The following is a 22286-nucleotide window of genomic DNA, read 5'->3' as shown; positions in this document are numbered from 1 at the left end:
TTATCAGTTATTTTTTATTTTTGGAGATTTCGTTTTCAATTTCCTTTTGCAGATCTTCAAGCGCCTTCTTGGGGTCCTTCTTCCCGGTCATGACATCCTCTTCAGCTTTGACCGCGCGGTCCCAATAGTACTGCTGGTCCGGAATTAACGGCGTAATGACCGCATTCTCACTGCTGAGCAGATCGACAAACGACCGTCTTGCCGGAATTTCATTCAGATAATCCTGATACGGCTGCTGCTCGGTAATCTTCGGCGACGCGGGAATCCATCCGCCCTTGCTCAGCATGGATGCTGCCCATTCTTCGTTATGATAACCAGTCAGCCACAGGATGAATTCCCACGCTTCCTTGGGATGTTTGGCTTTTGCAGGAATGATATTGTAGTTGCCGTTGACCCAGGTTGCGTTTGGCTTCCCGTTCTCGACTGGATAAGGGAGCGGTGTGACCCCATATTTCAGGTCAGGCGCATATTTCTGAAGATCGACCAGCCTCCACATTCCGTCGACGGCGAATACCTGCTTGCCGCTGAGGAATGGCCATGCAGCATTCACGTTGGAGGTGTTGCTTTTATTGAAAGCGGCCACCTTGGTGGGATCGAATTTCTTCGCATAGGATTGAAACCACTCCAGCGTAGCCAGGTTGTTCGGATCGGTCGCAGTTGGATTTCCTTCGGCATCCGCCCAGCTTCCGCCGAATGGCGCGGTCCACTGCGTCAGCCAGCTCGGCATGAATCCGACCCGTTGAATGAAGCCGCGATCATCCGTCTTCCACAGCTTATCCTGCATCGCATCCAGCTCCTGGATAGTTAACGGCGGCTTCTCCGGATCGAAGCCTTCTGCTTCCAGCACATCCTTGTTATACAACATGGCAAATGTGTTCATGGAGAAAGGAACGGCATACATTTCGCCATTATAGGTACCGATTTCCCGGACGATGGGATACATCCAATCCCCCAGATCGGGAGCCGAGCCGTCGATGTAATCCTTGAGGGACAGGATCGCGCCCTTCTCCGCCCAGGAAGGGATAATTTGATTCCATTGCGTCATGACATCCGGCGGATCCCCGCCCGCTTGCGCGGTCAGGAATTTGGCATTCGCATCGCCGGTAATCGACAAAGCATTGACTTTGATGTTGGGGTGGGTTTCGTTAAACTCCGCCACGAGGCTGTCGATCAGCTTTTTCCAGTCACTTGTCCACATATGCCAATACGTCACTTCTACGACTTTACCGTCCTCCGAAGAATTAGCAGGCTCCTCATTGGCTGACGTATTGCCGGCTTCACCTGTGTTGGCGGGAGTAGAAGAAGAGGAGCATGCGACAACACTGATTGCAAGCAAGACGGCAAACAGCGGCAATACCCAGGATCTGATTCGGACTTTCATATACACACCTCCAAATTTATTTGTCGCCGCCATAGAACACCCAGCGGGCTGAACTTTTGAAGACGATCAATGTTGCAGCCATGATCAGCAGAAACAGAATCCATGCCATGGCCGATGCATATCCCATATGAAAGTAGGAGAATGCATTATTGTAGAGGTATAGAGAATAGAACAGGGTTGAATCGTTGGGGCCGCCCGACGTCACAATATAGGCCTGCGTAAAATATTGAAAAGATCCGATCAGGCCCATGATGAGATTGAAGAAAATGACGGGAGTCAGCATCGGCAAGGTGATATACACAATTTTGTGCCACCATACGGCTCCGTCCAGCTCCGCCGATTCATACATTTCCTGCGGTATATCCTGAAGACCGGCCAGATAAATGATCATGGCACCGCCGATTCCCCACAGGCCCATCACGATAAGCGCGGGCTTGGACCAAGCCGGATCGACAAGCCACCCCGGCCCTCGAATGCCTACGGCTTCAAGCATGCTGTTGATCAATCCGAACTGGGGATCGAACAGCCACAGCCATAGAATCGAGGAAGCTACCAGCGGAACGATGCTCGGAAGATAGAAGATGGTACGATAGAATGCCATCCCCCTGATCTTCAAGTTGAGCAGGAGCGCGAGTGCAACCCCGATCACAATGCTCAGCGGGACCGAAAATACCGTATAAAACAAGGTGTTGTAGATCGATGTCCAGAATATCGGATCCTTCATCAGCTGAATGTAATTCTGGAGTCCGGTCCAGTCGGGCGCCGCGACCACGTCATAGGTGGTGAAGCTGTAGTACAGTGACAAGACAAAGGGAACCATCGTAAGTGCAATGAATCCAATGACCCAGGGCGAGACGAACAGCATTCCGTTTACGACATTCCGCTTGGTTACTTTAGTCATTTTTTTCCTTGACGATTCACTTGGAACGGGCTGACCAATCTGTGCAGGTGAAGTCGACAAATAAACACCCCCCATGCTTGATAAGAACATATGGTGAAACGGGTCAAAACGTGGTGAACATTCTCAGCTTTTCCGCGGATGCGTTGAGTTTTAAGCGCTTACAGGCCTCACGAATGATTATATATATATCGCCAATTGAAGTATTTACAAAAAAAAATAAACCTTTTATAAAAAACACAACATTCCAAAATTCCCTTATTTTTCTTTACGATAAGTGGAAGGAGACCTGCCTTCAATATTCTGAAACCATGCAGAGAAGGCGTGGATGCTGGGGAATCCAACCTGCTGGCCTATTTGTTGAATCGATTTGGAGGAGGACTCCAGCAGGAGCTTGGCTTGGGACATGCGGTATGCTTGGAGATATTGTTTCGGGGACTGGCCAAACTTCTTTTTAAACCCGGATCGAAAACCATTCTCGGACATATTCGCCATCTTCGCAAGCTCCGAAATACGGATGTCCTTATCATAATTATTGTGGATATAATCCGCGGCGCTTTGCAAAGATCCCTTGTCTTGAACGTTCTCGATGGAATCGTTAATAAACAGCAGCAATAATTCGATCCATAGCTTGATCACCCGCTCGCTGCAGTTCAAGGATTGCACGACCACGACCGAATTGATCCAGTTGTTGAATAACGCTTCATAACGTTCCAGCTTGATATAGCTCAGGGAATACAAAAAAGAGTTTCGAGTCATGCGAAAAAAGATGGCTTGCAGTTCAGCGGGCAAATTCTGAATCTGCAGCACGGCGAAACGGATGGAAGTGGAGGAAGTAAAGTTGTGTGGGACGTTTGGCGGAATAAGAATGATATCGCCTTCATGAATCGGATATGCCTGGTCATCATCGTGTATGAAGAAGGTACCGGAGCCAAATACAACGACAGATATTTCAAAATGCGGATGTTCATGAAATCCCATCACCCATCCGGAGATATGAGTCTTGAGTGCAGAGTATAGACATGATTTATCCATAAAAATACCTCCTCTTCTTATAGATTTCCTGGAATCCTGGGCAGCGGACCCTTTAGTCAGGCGGCGGATATTGCAAGACGTAGCCCCCCCTCTCTTATCAAAATAGCCATTTGACCAATTGGCTTACCTACTTTTTTATACCTTTATTGAATTTTTGTCTATGCGAGCAGCGGCTCTCTGAATGGGTTGCTGAGCTTGGACAGTAGGGAGCAAAAAATGTCGGACTGTGACCGCTTCCGTTCATCCCTCCATATACTTTTTAATGCAAAAAATCCCCGCCCAAGGATGAAGGGTGGGGATTTCTAAAGTTAACAATGAAACCAGGCGCGAATATAAGGCTCTGAGAACTATACAAATAGTGATACGAATGCTCCTGGAGACAGGAGCGGTATGTTTAGGTCAAAAGGTGCAGCGAGGACAGGGCAGCTATCAGCCGTTATAACCAAAACGTGCGGAAATTTCCGCGGAAATCTCTCTTATCATGTCTCCGATCTCGTCAACGCGTTCATCGAGAAGGCGCCATTTCGGACAGGCGACGCTGAAGGAAGCGATCGGTTCCTTCAGGTGGTTTAAGATCGGAGCCGCAACACAGCGGACCTCGCTTTCGTGCTCGCAATTATCGATCGAATAACCGCGTGCCCGGATTTGTTCCAAGTCCTCAAGGAGAGCTCCCCGGGAGGTGATTGTCTGGGGGGTAAACGGAATGAGGCCTTCCGTCACGACGGCATCGACGAGCGAAATGGGCGAATAAGCGAGAATCGCTTTGCCAACGCCCGTGCAATAGAGCGGGTTGCGCAGCCCGATTTCAGAGTGCATGCGAATCGTTTTGGACGATTCGACTTTATCGATGTACACCACCCGGAGTCCCTCGCGAACGACTAGGTGGATCGTTTCGCCAACCCGGTCGGCGATTTTACGAAGATAAGGGGAGATGATGTCGCGAATGGACATCGATTTCAGAGCCGAGGTGGACAGACGAAGCGCATAGATCCCGATCCGATAAAGCTCCGAGTACGGATCCTGCTCGACAAGCCCGTACTGTTGAAAGGCGGCCAAATGCTTGCAAACGCTGCTTGGGCTTTCCCCGGATTTCTGCGAAATTTTGCTGACGGAAGCGCCTTGGGGATTATTATCGCATAAATCAGCTAACGCCTGCAGCACGTGGAGCGCTTTGAGCACTGTAGAGGAAGCGACTTTGTCTTTTGAAGGTTTTGTCTGAATTCGGCGTGTCATGATGTTTCCCCTTCCTGATTCGAAATTTTATTTCCGGTTTGGTTGTCGTTTTATCAAGAACACAGCACGGAGTGTCAACGTGAGAAGGGAGATGCTGCGGCAGCTTCGAAAACAATAGAGTATATAGTTATTTTATAGCTCAGCACGAGATTCAGTCAATCTGCACAAAAACAATTGACAGACTATTCACTCTTCACATACACTATAGCCATAAAATTAGAAACATTGTTTCTAATATAGAAATGAAATGAGGTGACCATGAGTGATTATTTCCGATGTGGAAACGTTTATCGTGGGCAATCCCTGGAAGAACTGGCTTTTCGTCAAGCTGCATACGAAAGAGGGCGTGTACGGCATCGGCGAAGGAACGCTGAATGGCTTTGCGAAGACGGTCGAGGCGGCCATCCATGAACTGAAGCATCTGTTCATCGGCAGAAGTGCCTTCGATGTGGAGACAATCTCCTTGAAAATGCTGCGGGATGTTTATTCGAACGGAGGACAAATTCAAGGATCGGCTCTGGCAGCGGTTGAAACCGCTTGCTGGGATATCATCGGCAAGGCTTCCGGCCAGCCCCTCTACAAGCTGCTTGGCGGTCAATGCCACGATAAGCTGCGCTGTTATGCGAACGGTTGGTACCGCGGTCCGAGAACCCCGGACAACTTTTACGAAAAAGCCAAGGTCGTTATTGAAAGGGGTTACACGGCGCTGAAATTCGATCCGTTCGGAAGTGCCTGGAGAACCGTAGAGAAAAAGGATTTCAATCTCGCTCTTGACATCATCGAAGCTGTCCGCGACGCAGTCGGCCCGGATACGGATATCCTGATCGAAGGCCATAACCGCTTCAGCGTCCATACAGCACTGCAGTTCGCCGAAGCCATGCGCTCTTTCAACCCGACCTGGTTCGAAGCACCCGTGCCTCCGCAGAACATCTCCTCCATGGTGGAAGTGGCAAGGAGAAGCCCGGTGCCGATCGCCTGCGGAGAGGATTACTACTGCAGAGAGCAGTTCGCAGAACTGCTCAAGCACGACGCCGTCCATATCATTCAGCTTGAACCGCAGTTTCTCGGAATCTCGGCATCCAAGCAAATATGCGGTATGGTTCACGCCCATAACGGCGTCATTGCGCCGCACAGCGCGCAAGGTCCGCTCTGCTCCGTCGTATGCGCACATTTGAATATGGCGACGCCGAACTTCTATCTTCATGAAATTTTTGACGAGTTTAACGAGCCCTGGGAGGAATTCGTCCTTGAGCCGGCTTGCAAGGTTGAACGAGGTTATATCAAACCTCCGGAGCTGCCCGGTCTCGGCGTTGATTTAAACCTGGAAGAGATCGCGAAGCATCCGTATCATCCCGGTCATTATCTTCCGCTATTCAAGCAGGGCTGGGAGAAGAGAGCGCTGGTGGATGAAAGAAGCCAATGAAGATAATAAGCAATGCTTACGAAGCAGCGTTTTCTTTGAAAACGCTTTAGGAGGTACGGCATGAAAGCACTGATATATGAGGGACCGAAGCAGATGACTGTCCGCGAAGCGGCGGTTCCCGAACCGCGTGAAGACGAGGTGCTTATACGGGTCGTGCGCGCAGGTATCTGCGGATCCGAATTGAGCGGCTATTTGGGACATAATTCCTTGCGCAAGCCCCCTCTTATTATGGGTCATGAATTCTCCGGGACAGTTGAGCGAATTGGCAGCGGCGTAAGTCTTGTCGATGTGGGCGACCGGATTACAGCCAATCCGCTTGTCACATGCGGCAGATGCTTCGCATGCACGGCAGGCGCGGCGCAGTTATGCACGGAGCGGAAGCTGCTCGGGGCTCACCTTCCGGGCGCGTTTGCCGAGTTCGTCGTCGTGCCGGAGCGAAATGTCCATTTGCTGGAGCCTCATGTATCGTTTGATGAAGGCGCCTACACCGAGCCCTTTGCGTGCGCGGTTCATATTTGCAATCTGATTAAGCTGTATCCCAGCGACAGGCTGCTGATCATGGGCGCAGGTCCGATCGGGCTTCTTGCGCTGCAAGCCGCCCGAATCTTCGGTTTGCAGGATATTACGGTCATTGACCTCAATGAAGAGCGCCTGGAGATCGCGAGGGAGCTTGGCGCCTTAACGGCGACCCGAATAGATGCCAGAAGGGGGATCAACGACTTTGATGCTGCGGTAGATGCGGTCGGTCTGCAGATTACCCGGAACGGATGCATAAGCGCGGTTAAACCCGGCGGCAGTGTAGTCTTTACAGGCTTGCACGAGGACAAAAGCCAGCTGCCGGTCAATGAGATGATCCGTGACGAAATCAGGACTTACGGCGCTTTCGCCTATAACCAGGCCGATTTTAAAGATGCGCTGCAGTGGATCGCCCAGGGAAAAGTACGGCTGAGCCCGTGGACCAGCCTGGCGCCGCTTGAGGAGGGAGGCGTTTGCTTCGACAAGCTGATTTACGGCCCGGGCAAAACGGCAAAAATTTTGCTGGCGCCCGGCTGATGTTAACAGGTGGATAAGGGAAGGACGAAGCGAGGTCCATAATGACTGTACACGCCTGCATAAACCGGGAATCTGCTATGAATGGAGGAATATAAATTGGGTTATTCGGAGCTATTCAATTTGGACCGCAGGGTTGCGCTGATCACCGGAGGAACAGGCGGATTGGGCCTGGTGATGGCGCAGGCGCTCTCTGAAGCAGGAGCGGCCGTCGTCATAACGAGCCGCACGGAGGAGAAAGCGGTAGAAGCGGCGGCGAATCTGGCACAGGCAACAGGCAAAGAGACACTCGGACTTGCGGCCGATGTAACGAATGCAGAAGATGTCGAAGCGATGGTGCGATCTGCAACCGATGCTTTCGGGCGGATCGACATTCTGATTAACAATGCGGGAATTAATATTCGAAAGCCGATCGAGGAGTATGACGAGGCAAGCTGGGATTTGGTGCAAAGCACGAATCTGAAGGCGCCGTTCTTGTGCTCCCGGGCGGTGGCCAGACAAATGAAAGAACAGAAATACGGCAGAATCATCAATATTGCATCCATGCTGGGCGTCGTAGGACTGGCGGAACGAAGCGCTTATTGTTCAAGCAAAGGCGGCGTTATTCAGTTGACCAAGGTACTGGCGCTCGAACTCGCCGCCCATAACGTGACGGTTAACGCGTTATGCCCGGGTCCGATTGCGACGGAGCTCAATACAGCAGTCATAAACAATCCGGAAGCGAACCGCATGTTTTTGGACAATATTGCGATGGGACGATGGGGCAAGCCTTCGGAAATCGCGGGCCCGACCCTTTTTCTGGCCTCCGAAGCCTCAAGCTTTATGACCGGATCGGCGCTTACTGTGGACGGAGGCTGGACGGCAAAATAGTTCTTCAATAAAGAAGAAGAGGTGAACAGCATGCGAGTTGGTTTGTCTATGTTCGGCACCACTTATGCGATGGGGCTGCACCCCCGTTCCGGAAGATCGCCCCTTACGCCGGGCCAATTATTGGATCAGGCGGAGAACTGCGGATTGCGGGGCGTGGAGCTGCCGCCGTACCTTCTGGAAGGAGCCGATCTATCCGCGATTGCAAAGAGGGCGCGCAGGAGTGATATGTATATCACGATCGCATCCGGCGGGTATGATCCGAGCAAGCTTTCGGGAATATTCGATTTATCGGTTAAGCTTGGTGCGGCAACGGTTAGAACCGTAGTCGGAGGAGCAAAAATTGGCGGCGACAGAAGGGAAATGGCGGGCAAATGGAAGCCGTTTCTCCAGAACGTATTGAGTGGGCTTGAAGCGGCAACGCGAATGGCCGAGGAGAAAGGGGTCGTGCTTGCTGTCGAGAACCATCAAGACCTTGCCTCCGAAGAATTGATCTGGCTGTGCGAAAGAATCGCTTCACCTCATTTCGGTATTACGCTCGACACCGGCAATCCGCTGGCTACGGCAGAAGAGCCGGTTGATTTTGCCGAGAAAATCCTGCCTTATATCAAGCATGTGCACTTGAAGGACTATAGGTGCTTCCTCAGCAGCGAAGGATACAGGCTCGTTCGGTGCCCGATCGGGCAGGGCGTGTTGGATTTCCCGGCGCTCCTGAATGTGTTCCGGAAATCATCGATGACCGATCTTACCATGTCTATCGAGATCGGCGCTCTTGAAGCGCGGCATATACGCGTGCTCGCCGACGACTATTGGCCGGAATATCCACCCCGCTTGGCACATCAGCTGGCCAAGACGATCCGGTATGTTCAAACAAATGCGGAGACGTCACCTGACGAATGGCGGACACCATACGAGTTAGGCGAGCCGGCGGAAGCGATTGTCGCGTACGAGAATGCGGAGCTGCAGGCAAGTCTGGATTATGTGCATCAGCTTATCCGGGACCAGAACATTTCGAAGAAGGGGGCTTCTTAGTGAATATCAATTTGAGCGGCCAAGTGGCCGTCATAACCGGTGCGGGAAGAGGGATCGGGAAGGAAATAGCATGTACACTCGCCAATGAGGGCGTCATCACCATTTTACTGGATATGAACAGGTCCCTGGTGGAGGACGCTGCAAAGGAGCTCGCCGATCAAGGATTACAGGCCTATCCGTACGAGTGCGATGTGCGGGATTATGCCCGCATCGAAGAAGTGATCGAGGATGTGATAAAGCAGCGTGGGCGTATCGACATTCTCGTCAACAATGCGGGAGTTGCAAGCGGGGGACCCATAGATGCACTGAAAATCGAAACCTGGGATCTCAATATGGATATCAACTTGAAAGGCACCTTCCTGATGTGCAAAGCAGTCGCTCCGGTCATGAAGCGGCAGCGATCGGGGAGGATCATCAACGCGGCATCCTTCGCGGCCATCATCCCGTCTTATGGAAGCGCTGCCTACGCCGCTTCCAAATCGGCCGTTCATCAATTCACGCGCGTGCTGGCAGGTGAGTTGGGTCCCTGGAACATCACGGCGAACTGTTACTCTCCGGGGATGATTCCGACCGATATGAACCATTTTGCCGATTTGCCGCAGGACCGCAAGGAACGTCTTCTGGATACATTAACTCTGCGGTACTGGGGGAAAAAGGAGGATGTCGCTTATTTGATTTGCTTCCTCGCATCCGACTATGCAGGTTACATTACCGGAACGATGATCGATATCAGCGGAGGCAAGCTTGCGACCCAAATCCCGAGAGCGGCCTATGAGTTCGCCGCCAAGGATGGCAGCTACGAGTTTTGAGGAGGGCCGGTACATGTTGCAGGAATAGGGCACTTCATTACCTGGAGGAGGTTTTATGAAGATGATCGGACTATACGTACAGCGCGCATTGACGATTTCGCTCATGTTCAGTCTGGTTTTCCTGGCGGCGTGCGGCGGAGGAAATACCAGCTCCGGCACGGAAGAGAATGGCAGCGGGAAGGCGAATGAAGAGGGGAGTGGCGAACAATCGGAAGCAAAGCCCGTCACACTGCGGATCATGTGGGGCGGGTCGCAGGAGCGGCATGACAATACGTTAAAGGTGCTTGAGCTCTATTCGCAGAAATTTCCGAATGTGAAGTTTCAACCGGAATATGCTGCCGTCCAAGGCTATTTCGATAAATTGGTAACGCTTTCAGCTGCCAAGAATCTGCCTGACATCGTCCATATGGACATGGCGATCATGGAGCAATACGTCAAACGCGGGCAGTTGATGGATGTCTCGAGTATCGACCTGTCCGGCCTCGTGGACAGCAAGCTGCTGGATGCGATTAAATTCAACGGAAAGCTGTACGGCATTCCGACCAGCTTGAATGGCGGCGGATACATTTATAATAAAGCCGATGTCGAGAAGTTCGGCCTGACGCCGCCGCATAAGAATTGGACTTGGGATGAATATTTCGAGTTTGCGGAGGAGGCGCGGCAGAAGCTTCCGAAAGACCGGTACGGTATTCAGGATCTCTCCCGGCTATGGTTCCCCTTCCAGACCTACCAGATGGCAAATGGTAAAGGCCCCGTCTTCCCGGGAGACGGCACGGTGCACATTGATAAAGACCTGTGGATGAGCCTGCAGCAGCTGTACGCGAAATACCGCGAAGAAGGAGTCGTTCCGCCGCCCGACAAGACGATCAGCTTTAAAGAAGGCGACCCGCAGCTGGATCCGGTCGCTTCCGGAGCCGTGCTTGTAACAGGAGCCACCGTTGCCTCGGCTGGCGTCGTGGAGAATTTGATGCCCGGGAAGATTGCTGTCGTAAATGATCCCACAGCGGCGCAGGGCGGCGGTTGGTCGCAGCCGACGCTGTTCTGGAGCGTAGCGGAGAATTCCAAAAACAAAGACGAGGCCCTCAAGTTCGCCAAGTGGTTCCTGGAGGATCCGGAGGCGGGCAAAATCATGGAGACGGCACGGGGCATTCCCTTGAACGAGGAAGTTTGGAAAGCGATCGAGCCCGGTCTCGAGCCGGGACAGAAGCTTGGCAAAGAGATGCTGGACGTAGGGCGTGAGATGGGCCAGAAGTTTTATCCGCTCCCGGCCGGCGCGCAGGACTTTGAGAAAGTATATCTATCGGAAATGGAAGCCGTCATGTTCAATAAGCAGACGATTGAGAAGGCTTTCGATAGAATCATGGCCGCCGCGAAGGATGCCGAGGGTAAGATGGCCGAAGTGAATTAAGCAGACACAAGCCTACAGAAGGAACAAATCGGGCCGGACCGGGAGTTTGCAAGTCTTGGTCCCATCCCGAATCTTATCGAGAGCAGGTGATACGCAAATTGAACTCGACAAGGACAAAAAAGTTGGCTTCAGGTCGCTGGTATGCTTTTTTCAAACGGAAGCGGATATCGGACGAAAACAATTTGGCCGGCTTCCTGTACATCTCGCCTTGGCTTGTCGGCTTTCTGCTTCTGACTTTATGGCCGATTGTGCAATCCTTCTATCTTTCCTTCACGGACTATCCGCTGCTTCGCGACCCGGAGTGGGTCGGTACGAAAAATTACGGCCGTATATTTGGCGAGGATCCGATCTTTATGAAGTCGCTGGGCGTCACATTTGCATACGTTCTGTTCTCCGTTCCACTGAAATTGTTCTTCTCTCTCATGGTGGCGATTTTGCTTAACCGGGAAATTCGAGGCATCTCGTTCTATCGGACCATGGTATACATCCCCTCGTTAATCGGCGGGAGTGTCGCGGTGGCGGTGCTGTGGAAGAACATGTTCGGCATGGACGGTTACGTCAATCATATGCTGGGATGGTTCGGGATCACAGGAATCGGCTGGGTCTCCAATCCGAATACCGCGCTGGGCACGCTTATTCTGCTCGCGACTTGGCAGTTTGGCTCCACCATGATCATTTTCCTGGCCGGCCTAAAACAAATACCGCGGGATTTATATGAATCCTCGGGCGTGGACGGCGCATCGAAGATTCGCCAGTTTTTCCATATTACACTGCCAATGCTATCGCCGGTTATGTTCTTCAATCTCGTGCTCGGCATAATCGGCTCGTTCCAAATGTTCAACTCGGCGTTCATCATTACGGGCGGCGGACCGGCAAACTCGACCTATACGTATGCGCTCATGCTCTACGACAAAGCATTCAAAAACTTTGAAATGGGTTACGCATCGGCATTGGCCTGGCTCTTGCTGTTTCTGATCGCTCTCTTGACAGCCGTCAATTTCTACGCCTCGAAATACTGGGTATTCTATGAATCGGAAGGAGGCAGGAAGTAAAAATGACCTTCGCTATCCGACGCGGCTCGCTACGGTACCATATCATACTGCTCGTGTTTTCCTTCCTGATGATGTATCCGGTATTCTGGTGGGTTGGCGCGTCGCTAAAAAGCAATGCCGAGATGCCGCTTCCCGCCATCTGGCCTTCCAGGCCGATGTGGGAGAATTTCTATAACGGCTGGACATCATTCCCGTCCTTCACATTTACGAGATTCTTTGGCAATACGCTTTGGCTTGAATTCTGGTGCGTGCTAGGAGCCGCGATCACAACGCCGCTTGTAGCCTACGGGTTCGCGCGGATCAATTTCAAGCTCAAGGGCTTGATGTTCGGCCTGCTGATGATGACCCTCATGCTGCCCGGACAAGTGACCATCGTACCGCAGTATATTATGTACAACAAATTGGAAATGGTAGACTCATTCCTTCCGCTCATTTTGCCCCACTTTTTCGGCGGAGGCGCGTTTTTCGTTTTTTTGATGGTGCAGTTTATCCGCGGAATACCGCGCGAGCTGGATGAATCCGCAAAAATCGACGGCTGCTCGTCCTTGGGCATTTTTCTGAGAATCATACTGCCGCTGGTCAAACCGGCGCTGGTGACCGTTATCGTGTATACGTTTTTGTGGAGCTGGGATGATTTCTTCGGGCAGCTGCTGTATTTGAGCTCAGCGGAGCATTATACGGTCAGCGTGGCGCTGCGGGTTTTTATCGATTCCGAGTATAAAGTTGAGTGGGGTCAGCTGCTTGCCGTCTCGCTCGTATCTGTCATCCCGTCCATTCTCGTGTTTTTCGTCGCTCAGAAACATTTTGTGGAGGGTATTTCGACAACTGGCATAAAAGGTTAATGGTGAGACATAGGTATTGGTTGGACTGACAAGCGGGATCGAAAAAGGGGGAATGCGCTATTCGCCAAATGGATTGGAATTTTGAGGGGAAAACGGTAGTCGTAACAGGCGGCTCGAAGGGAATCGGACGCGCAATCGTGAAACAGTTCGTCCGGTACGGTGCACGAATAGTAATCGCCGACGTCGCTGAAAACGGAGAAGAGGATGCTGCTCAGTGGGCGCAGGCAGGCTGCGCAGTCCGGTTTATTCAATGCGACGTATCCGTTCCGGAGCAGGCGGAGAGCGTTATCCGCAAAGCTGATCTGGAATTCGGCGGCGTGGACGTACTGGTAAACAATGCGGGAATCTTCCCAAGGGCAGACCTGCTTGGCACCGATGAGGCATTCTGGGATAAGGTGCTCGGCATCAACCTGAAGGGGGCATACCTGATGAGTCAAGCAGCAGTGCCCGGAATGATACAGCGCGGCGGCGGCTGCATGGTCAATATCGGGTCCCTCCACGCCAGGATGGGCGAAGAATCGACGATGGCTTATGCCGTCTCCAAAGGCGGCATCATCACCCTGACACGCAATTTGGCCCGGGCACTGGCCAAACATCGTATCCGCGTCAATTGCGTCAACCCCGGCTGGGTAATGTCCGATGGGGAACTTGAGCGCTTGACAGCCTTGGGCATGGATCAAGAAGAGATCGACAAGCGTGGTGACCGTATGCCGCTTGGAAGGATGCAGACTGGAGAGGATATTGCCGGCGCGGTCGTGTTCATGGCCGGGGATTTGGCAGGTCAGATAACAGGCCAAATCCTGACCGTGGACGGGGGAGCCAGCCTTCGGTGAGAAGCGTAAGCATGTGATTTGCACATCCATGTTAATTTAGCTGGCGGACACGATATTGGAGGAGCTTGCCCGGGGCAGCTCCTCTTTTCAGTCTATTGGATGTAACTGGCAGCATGGCTGAGTAAAATAAATCTCTGCCTAAGATATTAGTTTGATGATAAAATCCATTTTAGGAGGTGTCGTATTGAAGGATGATGTCTATTTATATAATCACGCCCGCTGGGAAGCTTTGGCTGAAGCCAATGCCTTATTCACGCGACCAAAGCTAGATCTTGATAAAAAGACAGCCCGTGATTATTTGGGATTGGATAGGCTGGGAGTTAATGGGGATTTATCCGGAAAGACGGTTCTTTGTCTGGCAAGTGGTGGAGGGCAACAGTCAGTTGCATTTGCTTTGCTCGGCGCTTTGGTCTCGGTCCTAGACATTTCCCCGTCCCAATTGGAACGTGATAAAGCTGCAGCTGAACATTATGGGATCAGAATTAATTTATATCAGGGTGACATGCGGGATTTATCCTGCTTCGACGCTGCTTCATTTGATATAGTCTGGCATCCGTATTCCCTTACGTTTGTTCCGGATTCACGGGTTGTATTTCATGAAGTATCCCGTGTTCTCAAAGCGGGCGGACTCTATCATCTGATGTGCGCTAATCCTTTCTTCTCAGGAGTAACCCACAAGGATTGGAATGGGGATGGTTACACATTAAAACATCCATATGAAGATGAAACAGTGACTTCTTATCCGGATCAAGAGTGGGTGTATGATCAATCCAAGTCTCCTGTTAAAATCCAAGAACCGAGAGAATACAGGCAAACATTAAGCAGAATGATGAATGGATTAATTAAAGAAGGGTTTCTTCTTGCTTACTTCTCCGAGATTAAAAGCAACGATACTGAGTCATTGCCTGGCAGTTGGGGACATTTTGCAAATGTAGCACCGCCCTGGATTGAGTTTATCTGGTATAATTATCCAAATGTTTTAAAGAAGATATAAAAATTTACACAGAGTGTAAATCCCGACGATCAGATGCTGAGCCGTAATTTTTTTAATTGATTTTGTTTGTCTGCAATTTAAACTTCATGGGAGGAATGGATATGAGGACGGATATAAGTAATTGGATGCAAGTTGAAAATATCAGCTAGTTATTTCAACTTATGATACAATATTTGCATGAACATGCGTCGAAGCGAAGTTTCGATTTCGACTTTTTGCAATCGGTTTCAACTCTTCCCGCTGGTGACCAGCGAGCTAACGGATTTATATTTAATTCAAGCGAAAACTTAAATAAGGAGTTAGAAATCTATGAACGCATCTTTTAACTTTGACGAAGTGGGTAGACTTCCCTTACTAGGAGATAATGTCGCAGTAGCGACCCGACAACTGGACGCCGGCTCCATCATTCATTATCAAGGCCAAATCCTGACCTTGGATTATACGGTCATGGAAGGCCATCGCTTTGCGGTGAAGGCGATAGCTCCTGGTGAAGCCTTATTCTCGTGGGAATTACCATTTGGTGTGGCTCTGCAATCCATACAGCCCGGCAATTATGTGATCAACAAAAGTGTGTTGGAGGCGCTTAGTGTGCGTTCGTTGAAATTTGCGCTGCCGGCGGCGCCCAATTTTTCTGATCAAGTTCCTCCATATGTTCTCGACGAGATGAATTTTCAACCGGCTCCAGCATTGCCCCCTTACCCGGAAACGCGCACCTTCCTGGGTTACCGGCGCAGCCAAGCCCGCGGTGTCGGTACCCGCAACACAATTGTCTTATTGGGCACAACCTCACGCACGGGCAGCTATGTCAAGCAGCTTGCCGCTCGTCTGCAAGGGCAACTGAAGAACTTTCCCCAAGTAGATGGGATTGTCCCTGCAGCGCATACTGAGGGGGGCACTGAACAACCTAATAACCTGGCGCTATTGCTGCGCACGTTGGCCGGATTTATCGTCAATCCCAACGTAGGCGCGGTCTTGATAGTAGATTATGGCATTGAATCCGTGACCAACCAGATGGTAGAAACGTATTTACGCGAACACAATTATCCATTGGATGAAGTTCTGCATCGGTTTCTGTCAATCAAAGGCGGCTTTCAGGATAATCTGAACATAGGGGAAGCTATTGTGCAAGATTGGCTGCCAACGGTCAATGACATGGAGCGGACTCCTGAATCCATTAGCAATCTAAAAATCGGATTACAATGCGGAGGCTCAGACGCTTTTTCCGGCATTTCTGCTAATCCGCTGCTGGGCTGGATTGCACAGGAATTGATAAATTACGGCGGCAGTGCCAGTCTGGCTGAAACCGATGAATTAATTGGCGCAGAGCCCTATGTCTTGAAGAAGGTACGCGACGTGGAAACCGCCCGTAAATTCTTAACGTTCTTAGAAGAATTCAAGGAGCGCACGTCTTGGCATGGCGCTAACGCTGAAGGAAACCCATCCGGTGGTAATAAATATCGCGGCCTTTATAATATCTACCTCAAGTCCATTGGTGCTGCCCTCAAGAAAGACCCGTCCACCCGCCTTGACTATGCGATAGACTATGGTGCGCCCATGAAAGAATCCGGATATTATTTTATGGATAGCCCGGGTAATGACCTCGAGAGCATTGCCGGTCAGGTGGCTTCAGGCTGCAACCTGATTTTCTTTACGACAGGCAATGGCTCGATCACCAACTTTCCTTTTGTACCGACAGTCAAGGTGGTAACAACAACGCGTCGTTTCGAATTATTAGCCAATGATATGGATGTCAACGCCGGTCAGTACCTAGAAGGTGTATCCATGGATGAGTTGGGCAAGCAAGCCTTTGAACTTTCGTTACAAATAGCCTCCGGTCAGCGCAGTGTTGGCGAGAAGGCTGGCCACTCACAGGTGCAGATCTGGCGCAACTGGCGGCAAACCGATTCCAGCCAACTTGATATATTGCTCCATGCACCTCTGCCGACAGGGGAACCTATTGCGATTCAAACAGATGCAGCCGCGGATCCAAATCCCTTCCGATTCACATTAACACGTCACAACGGCCATCGAGCCAGTGACCACATTGGCTTAATCCTGCCCACGAGTCTTTGTGCCGGGCAGGTAGCGAATATGATTGCTCTGAAGCTGAACAAACAGGGGCTTGGGCAACCTGAGCACATCTCACGCTTTGTGGCCTTGGCTCATACGGAAGGATGCGGTAATTCGGCTGGTCAACCCGAACAGTTGTATGCCCGCACTATGATCGGCTATATTGCCCATCCGCTAGTTCAGCATTGTCTGTTACTGGAGCATGGCTGTGAGAAAACCCACAATGACTATATGCGTCACGAGATGGAGGAGAGGGGGGTTGATCCCAGCCGTCTTGGCTTTGCTAGTATTCAACTTGACGGCGGGATTGATAAGGTAACCCGGAAGGTGGAAGCGTGGTTTGTTGATCAATTGTCCGCGACTGGGCCAACCACGAAGGAGACTGTTGGTCTGGAAGCATTACGCATTGGCATCATAAGTGATGGTTCCGTTACAGACGCAGATAGTGAACAACTGGCCAAGTTGACAAGGATGATTGTTGGCGAAGGCGGTATGGTGGTTATCCCCGAGAACAGCGGGTTGCTTTCAAAGCCAGCTTTCCGTGATAATTTATTTAATGCCTCCAATGTCCCGCCGTCATTAGCGTATGGCGAACATGCCCGCCTCACAGGTTTCCACATCATGGAAACCCCAACCGAGCATTGGGTGGAGACCGTAACGGGCTTAGCAGCCACGGGTGTAGAGTTAATTATTGCGCTCGTCCACCGTCGCCCAATGCAGACACATCCGTTCGTGCCGATGCTGCAAGTGGCATCGGAGCCGACTATGCAGCAAACCTATCCCAATGATTTGGATCTGTTGCTTACCGGGAATCCGGCCGCTTGGACCAATCAGATTCTGGAAGCATCTAAGCAAATCATTGAGCATAGCTATACTCCGCGTCTCTATCAACAGGGTAATATTGATTTTCAATTAACACGCGGATTTTTGGGTGTTTCGTTGTGAATGGGACCTCAGGTGAGGTTTCAATGCTGGATAAAATGATATTGGCAAATAGATTGATGGGACTAGATCCGGGGGAGTGTTTTCAGCAACCTTTTTCCTCTGATTATCCCTGGTAGTTTGATTCTAAATAAAGTTGTTGGGGATTAAGTATGCCAAAGCTAACGTTATAAATGGATAAAAGAGTCGAGTATTGGAGTACTCGACTCTTTTTGTTTTATTGATCTACCTATTGATATAAATTTGAATCCGTTTTATATTGGGTTTAAAGCAACAAGAGTAAAAGTTAAACGTGCTTCTGCTCTTTCATCCAACTTCGATAGAGGACATACAGATTAACGGTAAAATCAATCTTTACTAATCGTCGCCCAACTTATTTTGCTCGAAGCTTCGTCAAGCAATGATTATTGAAACAATTGAAAATCATTGAATTCAAATAATTCAAGGGGGATGTTTAAATTTGGAGAATACAAGACAGTATTATATAGACCGCATCATTCACTGTGCAGCGAATAATAACCTGTATGACTATACCGTCATTCGTCTTCATGAGTTGGATACTAACGAACTTATTGCCACGTGGGACGGTCTCAGATTGGCTTATGGGGACATAAAGAGTATTAAGCAATAGGATTATCATATCATGAGCGGAACTTTAGATCATCGGGCAGCGGTTTCGCTCCCATATTAAATATTAGGAGACGCCATACAAGCGCAGCGTCAAGGCATGGCAGGCCGCCTGGACCTGAAGGGGGATTGCAGTAAGATGATGTCCCCTTAGATCAGCTAAATCTCCCACTAACAAAACGAGCCTAATCTTCAGTTCAAAACTGAAGATTAGGCTTTTCTGTTCTTGGCGCACATTGACTAAGGAATCATTGTGGTGGCTGAAGCTAGCGCCTATTAATGTCTGATTCCGGTATTCCGGTAGGATATTGGCCGACTTGCCGGTTAATTATAATCTTGACGGGTTCGGAAAGGGAGTACTAGAATTACAATGAACTAAATTGTAATCGTTTACAAAACACGATTGAGCTGAAGGGAGAGGATTAAAATTACTTTTTTGGACGATATAGGAAAATTATGATATCACTTGGGAGACGAATAAAAATACGTTCGCTGAAATCGAAGATTATTATTTTCTTCATTATTTTTGCAAGCATGATTTTTGTACTTCAGATCGGAGTTTTCCAGCAATGGATCCGCTCGATCATTCTGGATAAATCGGAAACATACTTCCAGGGAACCGTTTATCAGATCGGACAACGGGTGGATATGCAATTTCAACAGTTCCAGACGATGGCGATCGGGATCGGGAAAGATCAGGTCGTCAAAAATTATTTGGCGGATCTGAAGGGACGATCCATCAACTATACGATTGCGAAGTATAAAATCAGCTACGTAATTTTACGAACGGCGAATTTAAGCTGGATTGACAATATGTGCATTTATCCGGTCGACGGTCAGCCTCCGATTAATCTGTACTATTCAAACCCGGTATTCACTGCAGACGCCGACATCCAAAGAATGATGACGGACACTTCCGGCTTGCAGCCAGAAAAGATTCTATGGAAGGAATCCCGGGCGGAACCCGGTCAGATATCGGCATTCTTACCCATTCAGGAAACCGAAAGGTACGGCATTCTGCAAATCAGCTTGAGCGATTCATTCTTCAGCTTCCTTGACGATGTCCAGCTTGGCAAGCAGGGCAAAATTTATTTGGTGAAAGACGATACCATCTTGTATGCCAAAGACCGGTCGCAGATTGGGAACTCCCTGAATGAGCGGGAGAAAGCCGGCAGAAGCAGCACAAGAGGGCAATATGCCATGAGCGAAACCGGCTGGACCTTGGTAGGAATCGTTCCACAGGCTGAGATTTTACAACTGATCCACGAGTTCAACCGGATTTTCATTTTGATGGTCATTGCCATATTGGCGGCGATCCTGTCATTCGCAATGATGTCGGCAAGAGCTATTCTACGGCCTCTGAAGAAGATCATTAAAGGCATGGAAAGCATTCAGCAGGGAAACTTGAACGTAAAGCTGGAGCATAAAGGCAATGACGAATTCAGCGCGATCATGTTCCAATTCAATTACATGGTGGATCGGGTTCAAGGCTTGATCGAAACGGTATTTCAGCAGCAAAGGCGTCATCGGGAAGCGGAGATCGTAAGCCTGCTGTCCAAGCTTAATCCTCATTTTCTTTATAATTCCCTTGATATGATTTACTGGAAAACGATTATGAAAGGAGAGGAGGAGATTGGGGGCTCGATCGTTGCCTTATCCAATATTCTTCGCTACTCCATCTCTCACAGCAATGATTTTGTCACCGTACGGGAGGATATAAACCAGTTGGAAAGCTACTTAACGATTCAGTACATGCGGTTTCAAGATAAATTGAATTACAGCTTCGACATCCATCCCGAAATATGGGAAGACAAAATACCTAAGCTGGTCATTCAGCCGTTGGTTGAGAATACGTTCAAATATGCGTTTCAGGATATGAAGCATGGCGGACACATTTCCGTTCGCGGTTATCGGATCAGCAGGGATGATTTGGTGTTTGAAGTGGAGGATAACGGGATTGGAATACCCGAGGCGAGGGTGCGGCAGCTGCTTGCGGCCTGCGAGCAGGAGGACCCAGAGGAAGGTTTGGGCCTTGGCATACAGCTCGTGCATCAACGGGCGAAATATTTATATGGAGAGGGCTATGGAGTCTCGATTCAAAGCACCGTGGGAAAGGGAACGATCATTACAGTAAAGCTTAGCAATCGAATAAACATCAGACCGCTTTCAGTTAGCGAAGACAATGCCTGAAGAGAGGGATCAATCGATATGCTGAAATTGTTGCTGGTTGATGATGAGAATACCGTCCTGCAAGGTCTGGCGCATATTTTGTCTCAATACTGCCCGAATTACGATATCGTAGGTGCGGCACAGAATGCCGCCGACGCCATGCGACTGCTCACCGGCGAGCATGTCGATTGTGTCATTACGGACGTTAAAATGCCAGATATGAACGGGGTCGAGCTGACCAAGTTTATCCGATCGCAATACCCGGATACTTCTGTCATCGTCCACAGCGGATATGCGGATTTTGAATTTGTCCGGGAAACCATGAAGCACGGCGCATGCGATTATTTGCTCAAGCCTTGCCATTACCAGAATATTATCGACACCTTGCACAAAATAGAAGAGAGAAGGTCAAAAGAAAGCAAGCAGGATGAGGAACGGGCGAATGAAGAGCTGCTGAAGGAGGCACTGTCGGGGAAGCGGGTATTGACGGCAAACTGGACTGAACCGCATCCAAGGCTCATGGTGACGCTTGCGTCACATATTAGCGCCATTGAACGGGTCGCTCTGCTGCTCAAGGAGCGGTGGAAGTCGGGCGTCATGCTGCAGGGGATGGATGATCTGGTGTGCGGCGACGGGCATGTTGTCATGATCTTTCGCGCTCCGGTAAACGACGACAAGTTCGTGAGCAGCCTTTGCGGCGTTCAGCAGTTTTTGCTGGACCAAGGCTACAGGACGTATATTGGCATTGGCGATCGGTTCGACGATCCGGGCAAGCTGAGACAAATCTATGAGGATTGTCTCAGGCGGATGGATTTTGCCTCATTTAACGAGATTCCGACCCTTTTAAATGCCATATCGTATTGTGAAAATATGAAGAAGCAGAAACCCTATTCGTTCAGCTATTATTTCTCCATCCGGGTGATGGGAACGTGCATCCTGAAGGGAGATAAAACCAAGCTGAAGCAGGTCCTCGGGGAAGCCGTCGAGGCGCTTGAGAGACTTCATCTTTATTGGGATCCGAAGCGGCTTAAGAACGAAGTACTTAAAGAGGTGCTGTTTCTTAAGGAGTATTTGGAGGAACACGGCGTCACGTCGATACGGCATGAATGGATCGATTACGTGGATGAAGTGAAACGCCAGGCCACCTTCCATGGGCTGATGCTATGGATCAGGCGGGTCACAACTTCGTTTCTCAGCCAGTCGGAGGGGGATGAAGCGATGCCGGGCTACATTCAAAAAGCCATCCGGTATATGGAGGAGCATTACATGGAGGAGCTTACACTCAAGAACGTGTCGGACACGGTTTTTTTGAATTCCTGGTACTTCAGCACACAATTTAAGAAGTGGATGAACGTTTCCTTCAGCGAATACGTCAACCAGCTCCGCGTACGAATGGCCAAACAATTTCTGAAACAGAAGGATCTGAAAGTATATGAGGTGGCCGAAATGGTCGGCTTTCAAGACCCCGCGTACTTTAGCACCGTTTTTAAAAGCATTGAGCGGATGAGCCCGAAGGATTTTCAGAAAACGGTTACATGAAAATCCCAATACGATTACAAGAAATCAAAGGATATTCAATTTTTTCAATAAGGGGCGGTGATACACTTTTGATATCCTAATC

The 22286-nt window shown here is 50.0% G+C and carries 17 protein-coding genes; 13 read left to right on the top strand and 4 right to left on the bottom strand.

Going from position 1 to position 22286, the window contains the following annotated elements:
• Positions 1 to 7 precede the first annotated feature (7 nt).
• The 4 genes from AC0YOA_RS04420 to AC0YOA_RS04405 form a co-directional block, all read right to left on the bottom strand.
• Positions 8 to 1381 (bottom strand): ABC transporter substrate-binding protein, encoded by a 1374-nt coding sequence (locus AC0YOA_RS04420; protein ID WP_475785574.1) that lies wholly within the window; start codon positions 1379 to 1381, stop codon positions 8 to 10.
• A 16-nt stretch (positions 1382 to 1397) separates the two neighbouring features.
• A complete protein-coding gene (locus AC0YOA_RS04415; RefSeq protein WP_475785573.1) occupies positions 1398 to 2342 on the bottom strand; it encodes a carbohydrate ABC transporter permease in 945 nt (314 codons plus the stop codon).
• 195 nt (positions 2343 to 2537) lie between these two features.
• Positions 2538 to 3314 carry a helix-turn-helix transcriptional regulator gene (locus AC0YOA_RS04410; protein WP_475785572.1) on the bottom strand — a complete coding sequence of 259 codons (777 nt, stop codon included), beginning with the start codon at positions 3312 to 3314 and terminating at the stop codon, positions 2538 to 2540.
• 429 nt (positions 3315 to 3743) lie between these two features.
• Positions 3744 to 4547 (bottom strand): IclR family transcriptional regulator, encoded by an 804-nt coding sequence (locus AC0YOA_RS04405; protein ID WP_475785571.1) that lies wholly within the window; start codon positions 4545 to 4547, stop codon positions 3744 to 3746.
• Positions 4548 to 4809: 262 nt separating this feature from the next.
• Here AC0YOA_RS04405 and AC0YOA_RS04400 point away from each other — a divergent pair, with 262 nt between their 5' ends.
• The 13 genes from AC0YOA_RS04400 to AC0YOA_RS04340 all read left to right on the top strand — a co-directional run bounded on the left by AC0YOA_RS04400 (position 4810) and on the right by AC0YOA_RS04340 (position 22204).
• Positions 4810 to 5970 carry a mandelate racemase/muconate lactonizing enzyme family protein gene (locus AC0YOA_RS04400; RefSeq protein ID WP_475785570.1) on the top strand — a complete coding sequence of 387 codons (1161 nt, stop codon included), beginning with the start codon at positions 4810 to 4812 and terminating at the stop codon, positions 5968 to 5970.
• Between the two features lie 60 nt (positions 5971 to 6030).
• Entirely contained in the window at positions 6031 to 7023 is a 993-nt protein-coding gene (locus AC0YOA_RS04395; protein ID WP_475785569.1) for a zinc-dependent alcohol dehydrogenase, read from the top strand.
• A gap of 96 nt (positions 7024 to 7119) precedes the next feature.
• Positions 7120 to 7890, top strand: coding sequence for an SDR family NAD(P)-dependent oxidoreductase (locus AC0YOA_RS04390; protein ID WP_475785568.1), 771 nt, complete (start codon positions 7120 to 7122; stop codon positions 7888 to 7890).
• Between the two features lie 30 nt (positions 7891 to 7920).
• On the top strand, positions 7921 to 8919 hold the full coding sequence (locus tag AC0YOA_RS04385) for a sugar phosphate isomerase/epimerase family protein (protein WP_475785567.1): 999 nt from the start codon (positions 7921 to 7923) through the stop codon (positions 8917 to 8919).
• A complete protein-coding gene (locus AC0YOA_RS04380; RefSeq protein WP_475785566.1) occupies positions 8919 to 9728 on the top strand; it encodes an SDR family NAD(P)-dependent oxidoreductase in 810 nt (269 codons plus the stop codon). The genes AC0YOA_RS04385 and AC0YOA_RS04380 overlap by 1 nt, the downstream gene beginning before the upstream one ends.
• A gap of 61 nt (positions 9729 to 9789) precedes the next feature.
• Complete coding sequence (locus tag AC0YOA_RS04375) at positions 9790 to 11136, top strand: ABC transporter substrate-binding protein (RefSeq protein ID WP_475785565.1); 1347 nt, start codon at positions 9790 to 9792, stop codon at positions 11134 to 11136.
• 122 nt (positions 11137 to 11258) lie between these two features.
• Positions 11259 to 12188: a carbohydrate ABC transporter permease gene (locus AC0YOA_RS04370; protein ID WP_475785564.1), complete on the top strand. Its 930-nt coding sequence runs from the start codon at positions 11259 to 11261 to the stop codon at positions 12186 to 12188.
• Positions 12189 to 12190: 2 nt separating this feature from the next.
• A complete protein-coding gene (locus tag AC0YOA_RS04365) occupies positions 12191 to 13030 on the top strand; it encodes a carbohydrate ABC transporter permease (protein ID WP_475785563.1) in 840 nt (279 codons plus the stop codon).
• Positions 13031 to 13098: 68 nt separating this feature from the next.
• Complete coding sequence (locus tag AC0YOA_RS04360) at positions 13099 to 13863, top strand: SDR family NAD(P)-dependent oxidoreductase (RefSeq protein WP_475785562.1); 765 nt, start codon at positions 13099 to 13101, stop codon at positions 13861 to 13863.
• 184 nt (positions 13864 to 14047) lie between these two features.
• Positions 14048 to 14857 (top strand): class I SAM-dependent methyltransferase, encoded by an 810-nt coding sequence (locus AC0YOA_RS04355; protein WP_475785561.1) that lies wholly within the window; start codon positions 14048 to 14050, stop codon positions 14855 to 14857.
• Positions 14858 to 15166: 309 nt separating this feature from the next.
• A complete protein-coding gene (locus AC0YOA_RS04350) occupies positions 15167 to 17872 on the top strand; it encodes a UxaA family hydrolase (protein WP_475785560.1) in 2706 nt (901 codons plus the stop codon).
• A gap of 1080 nt (positions 17873 to 18952) precedes the next feature.
• Entirely contained in the window at positions 18953 to 20686 is a 1734-nt protein-coding gene (locus AC0YOA_RS04345; protein WP_475785559.1) for a histidine kinase, read from the top strand.
• 18 nt (positions 20687 to 20704) lie between these two features.
• A complete protein-coding gene (locus AC0YOA_RS04340; protein ID WP_475785558.1) occupies positions 20705 to 22204 on the top strand; it encodes a response regulator in 1500 nt (499 codons plus the stop codon).
• The last annotated feature ends 82 nt before the right edge of the window (positions 22205 to 22286 follow it).

The sequence above is a fragment of the Paenibacillus sp. JT22N12 genome, assembly GCF_056269365.1.
Note: the sequence above shows the minus strand (reverse complement) of the source record. Positions and strands in the feature narration are given on the sequence as shown.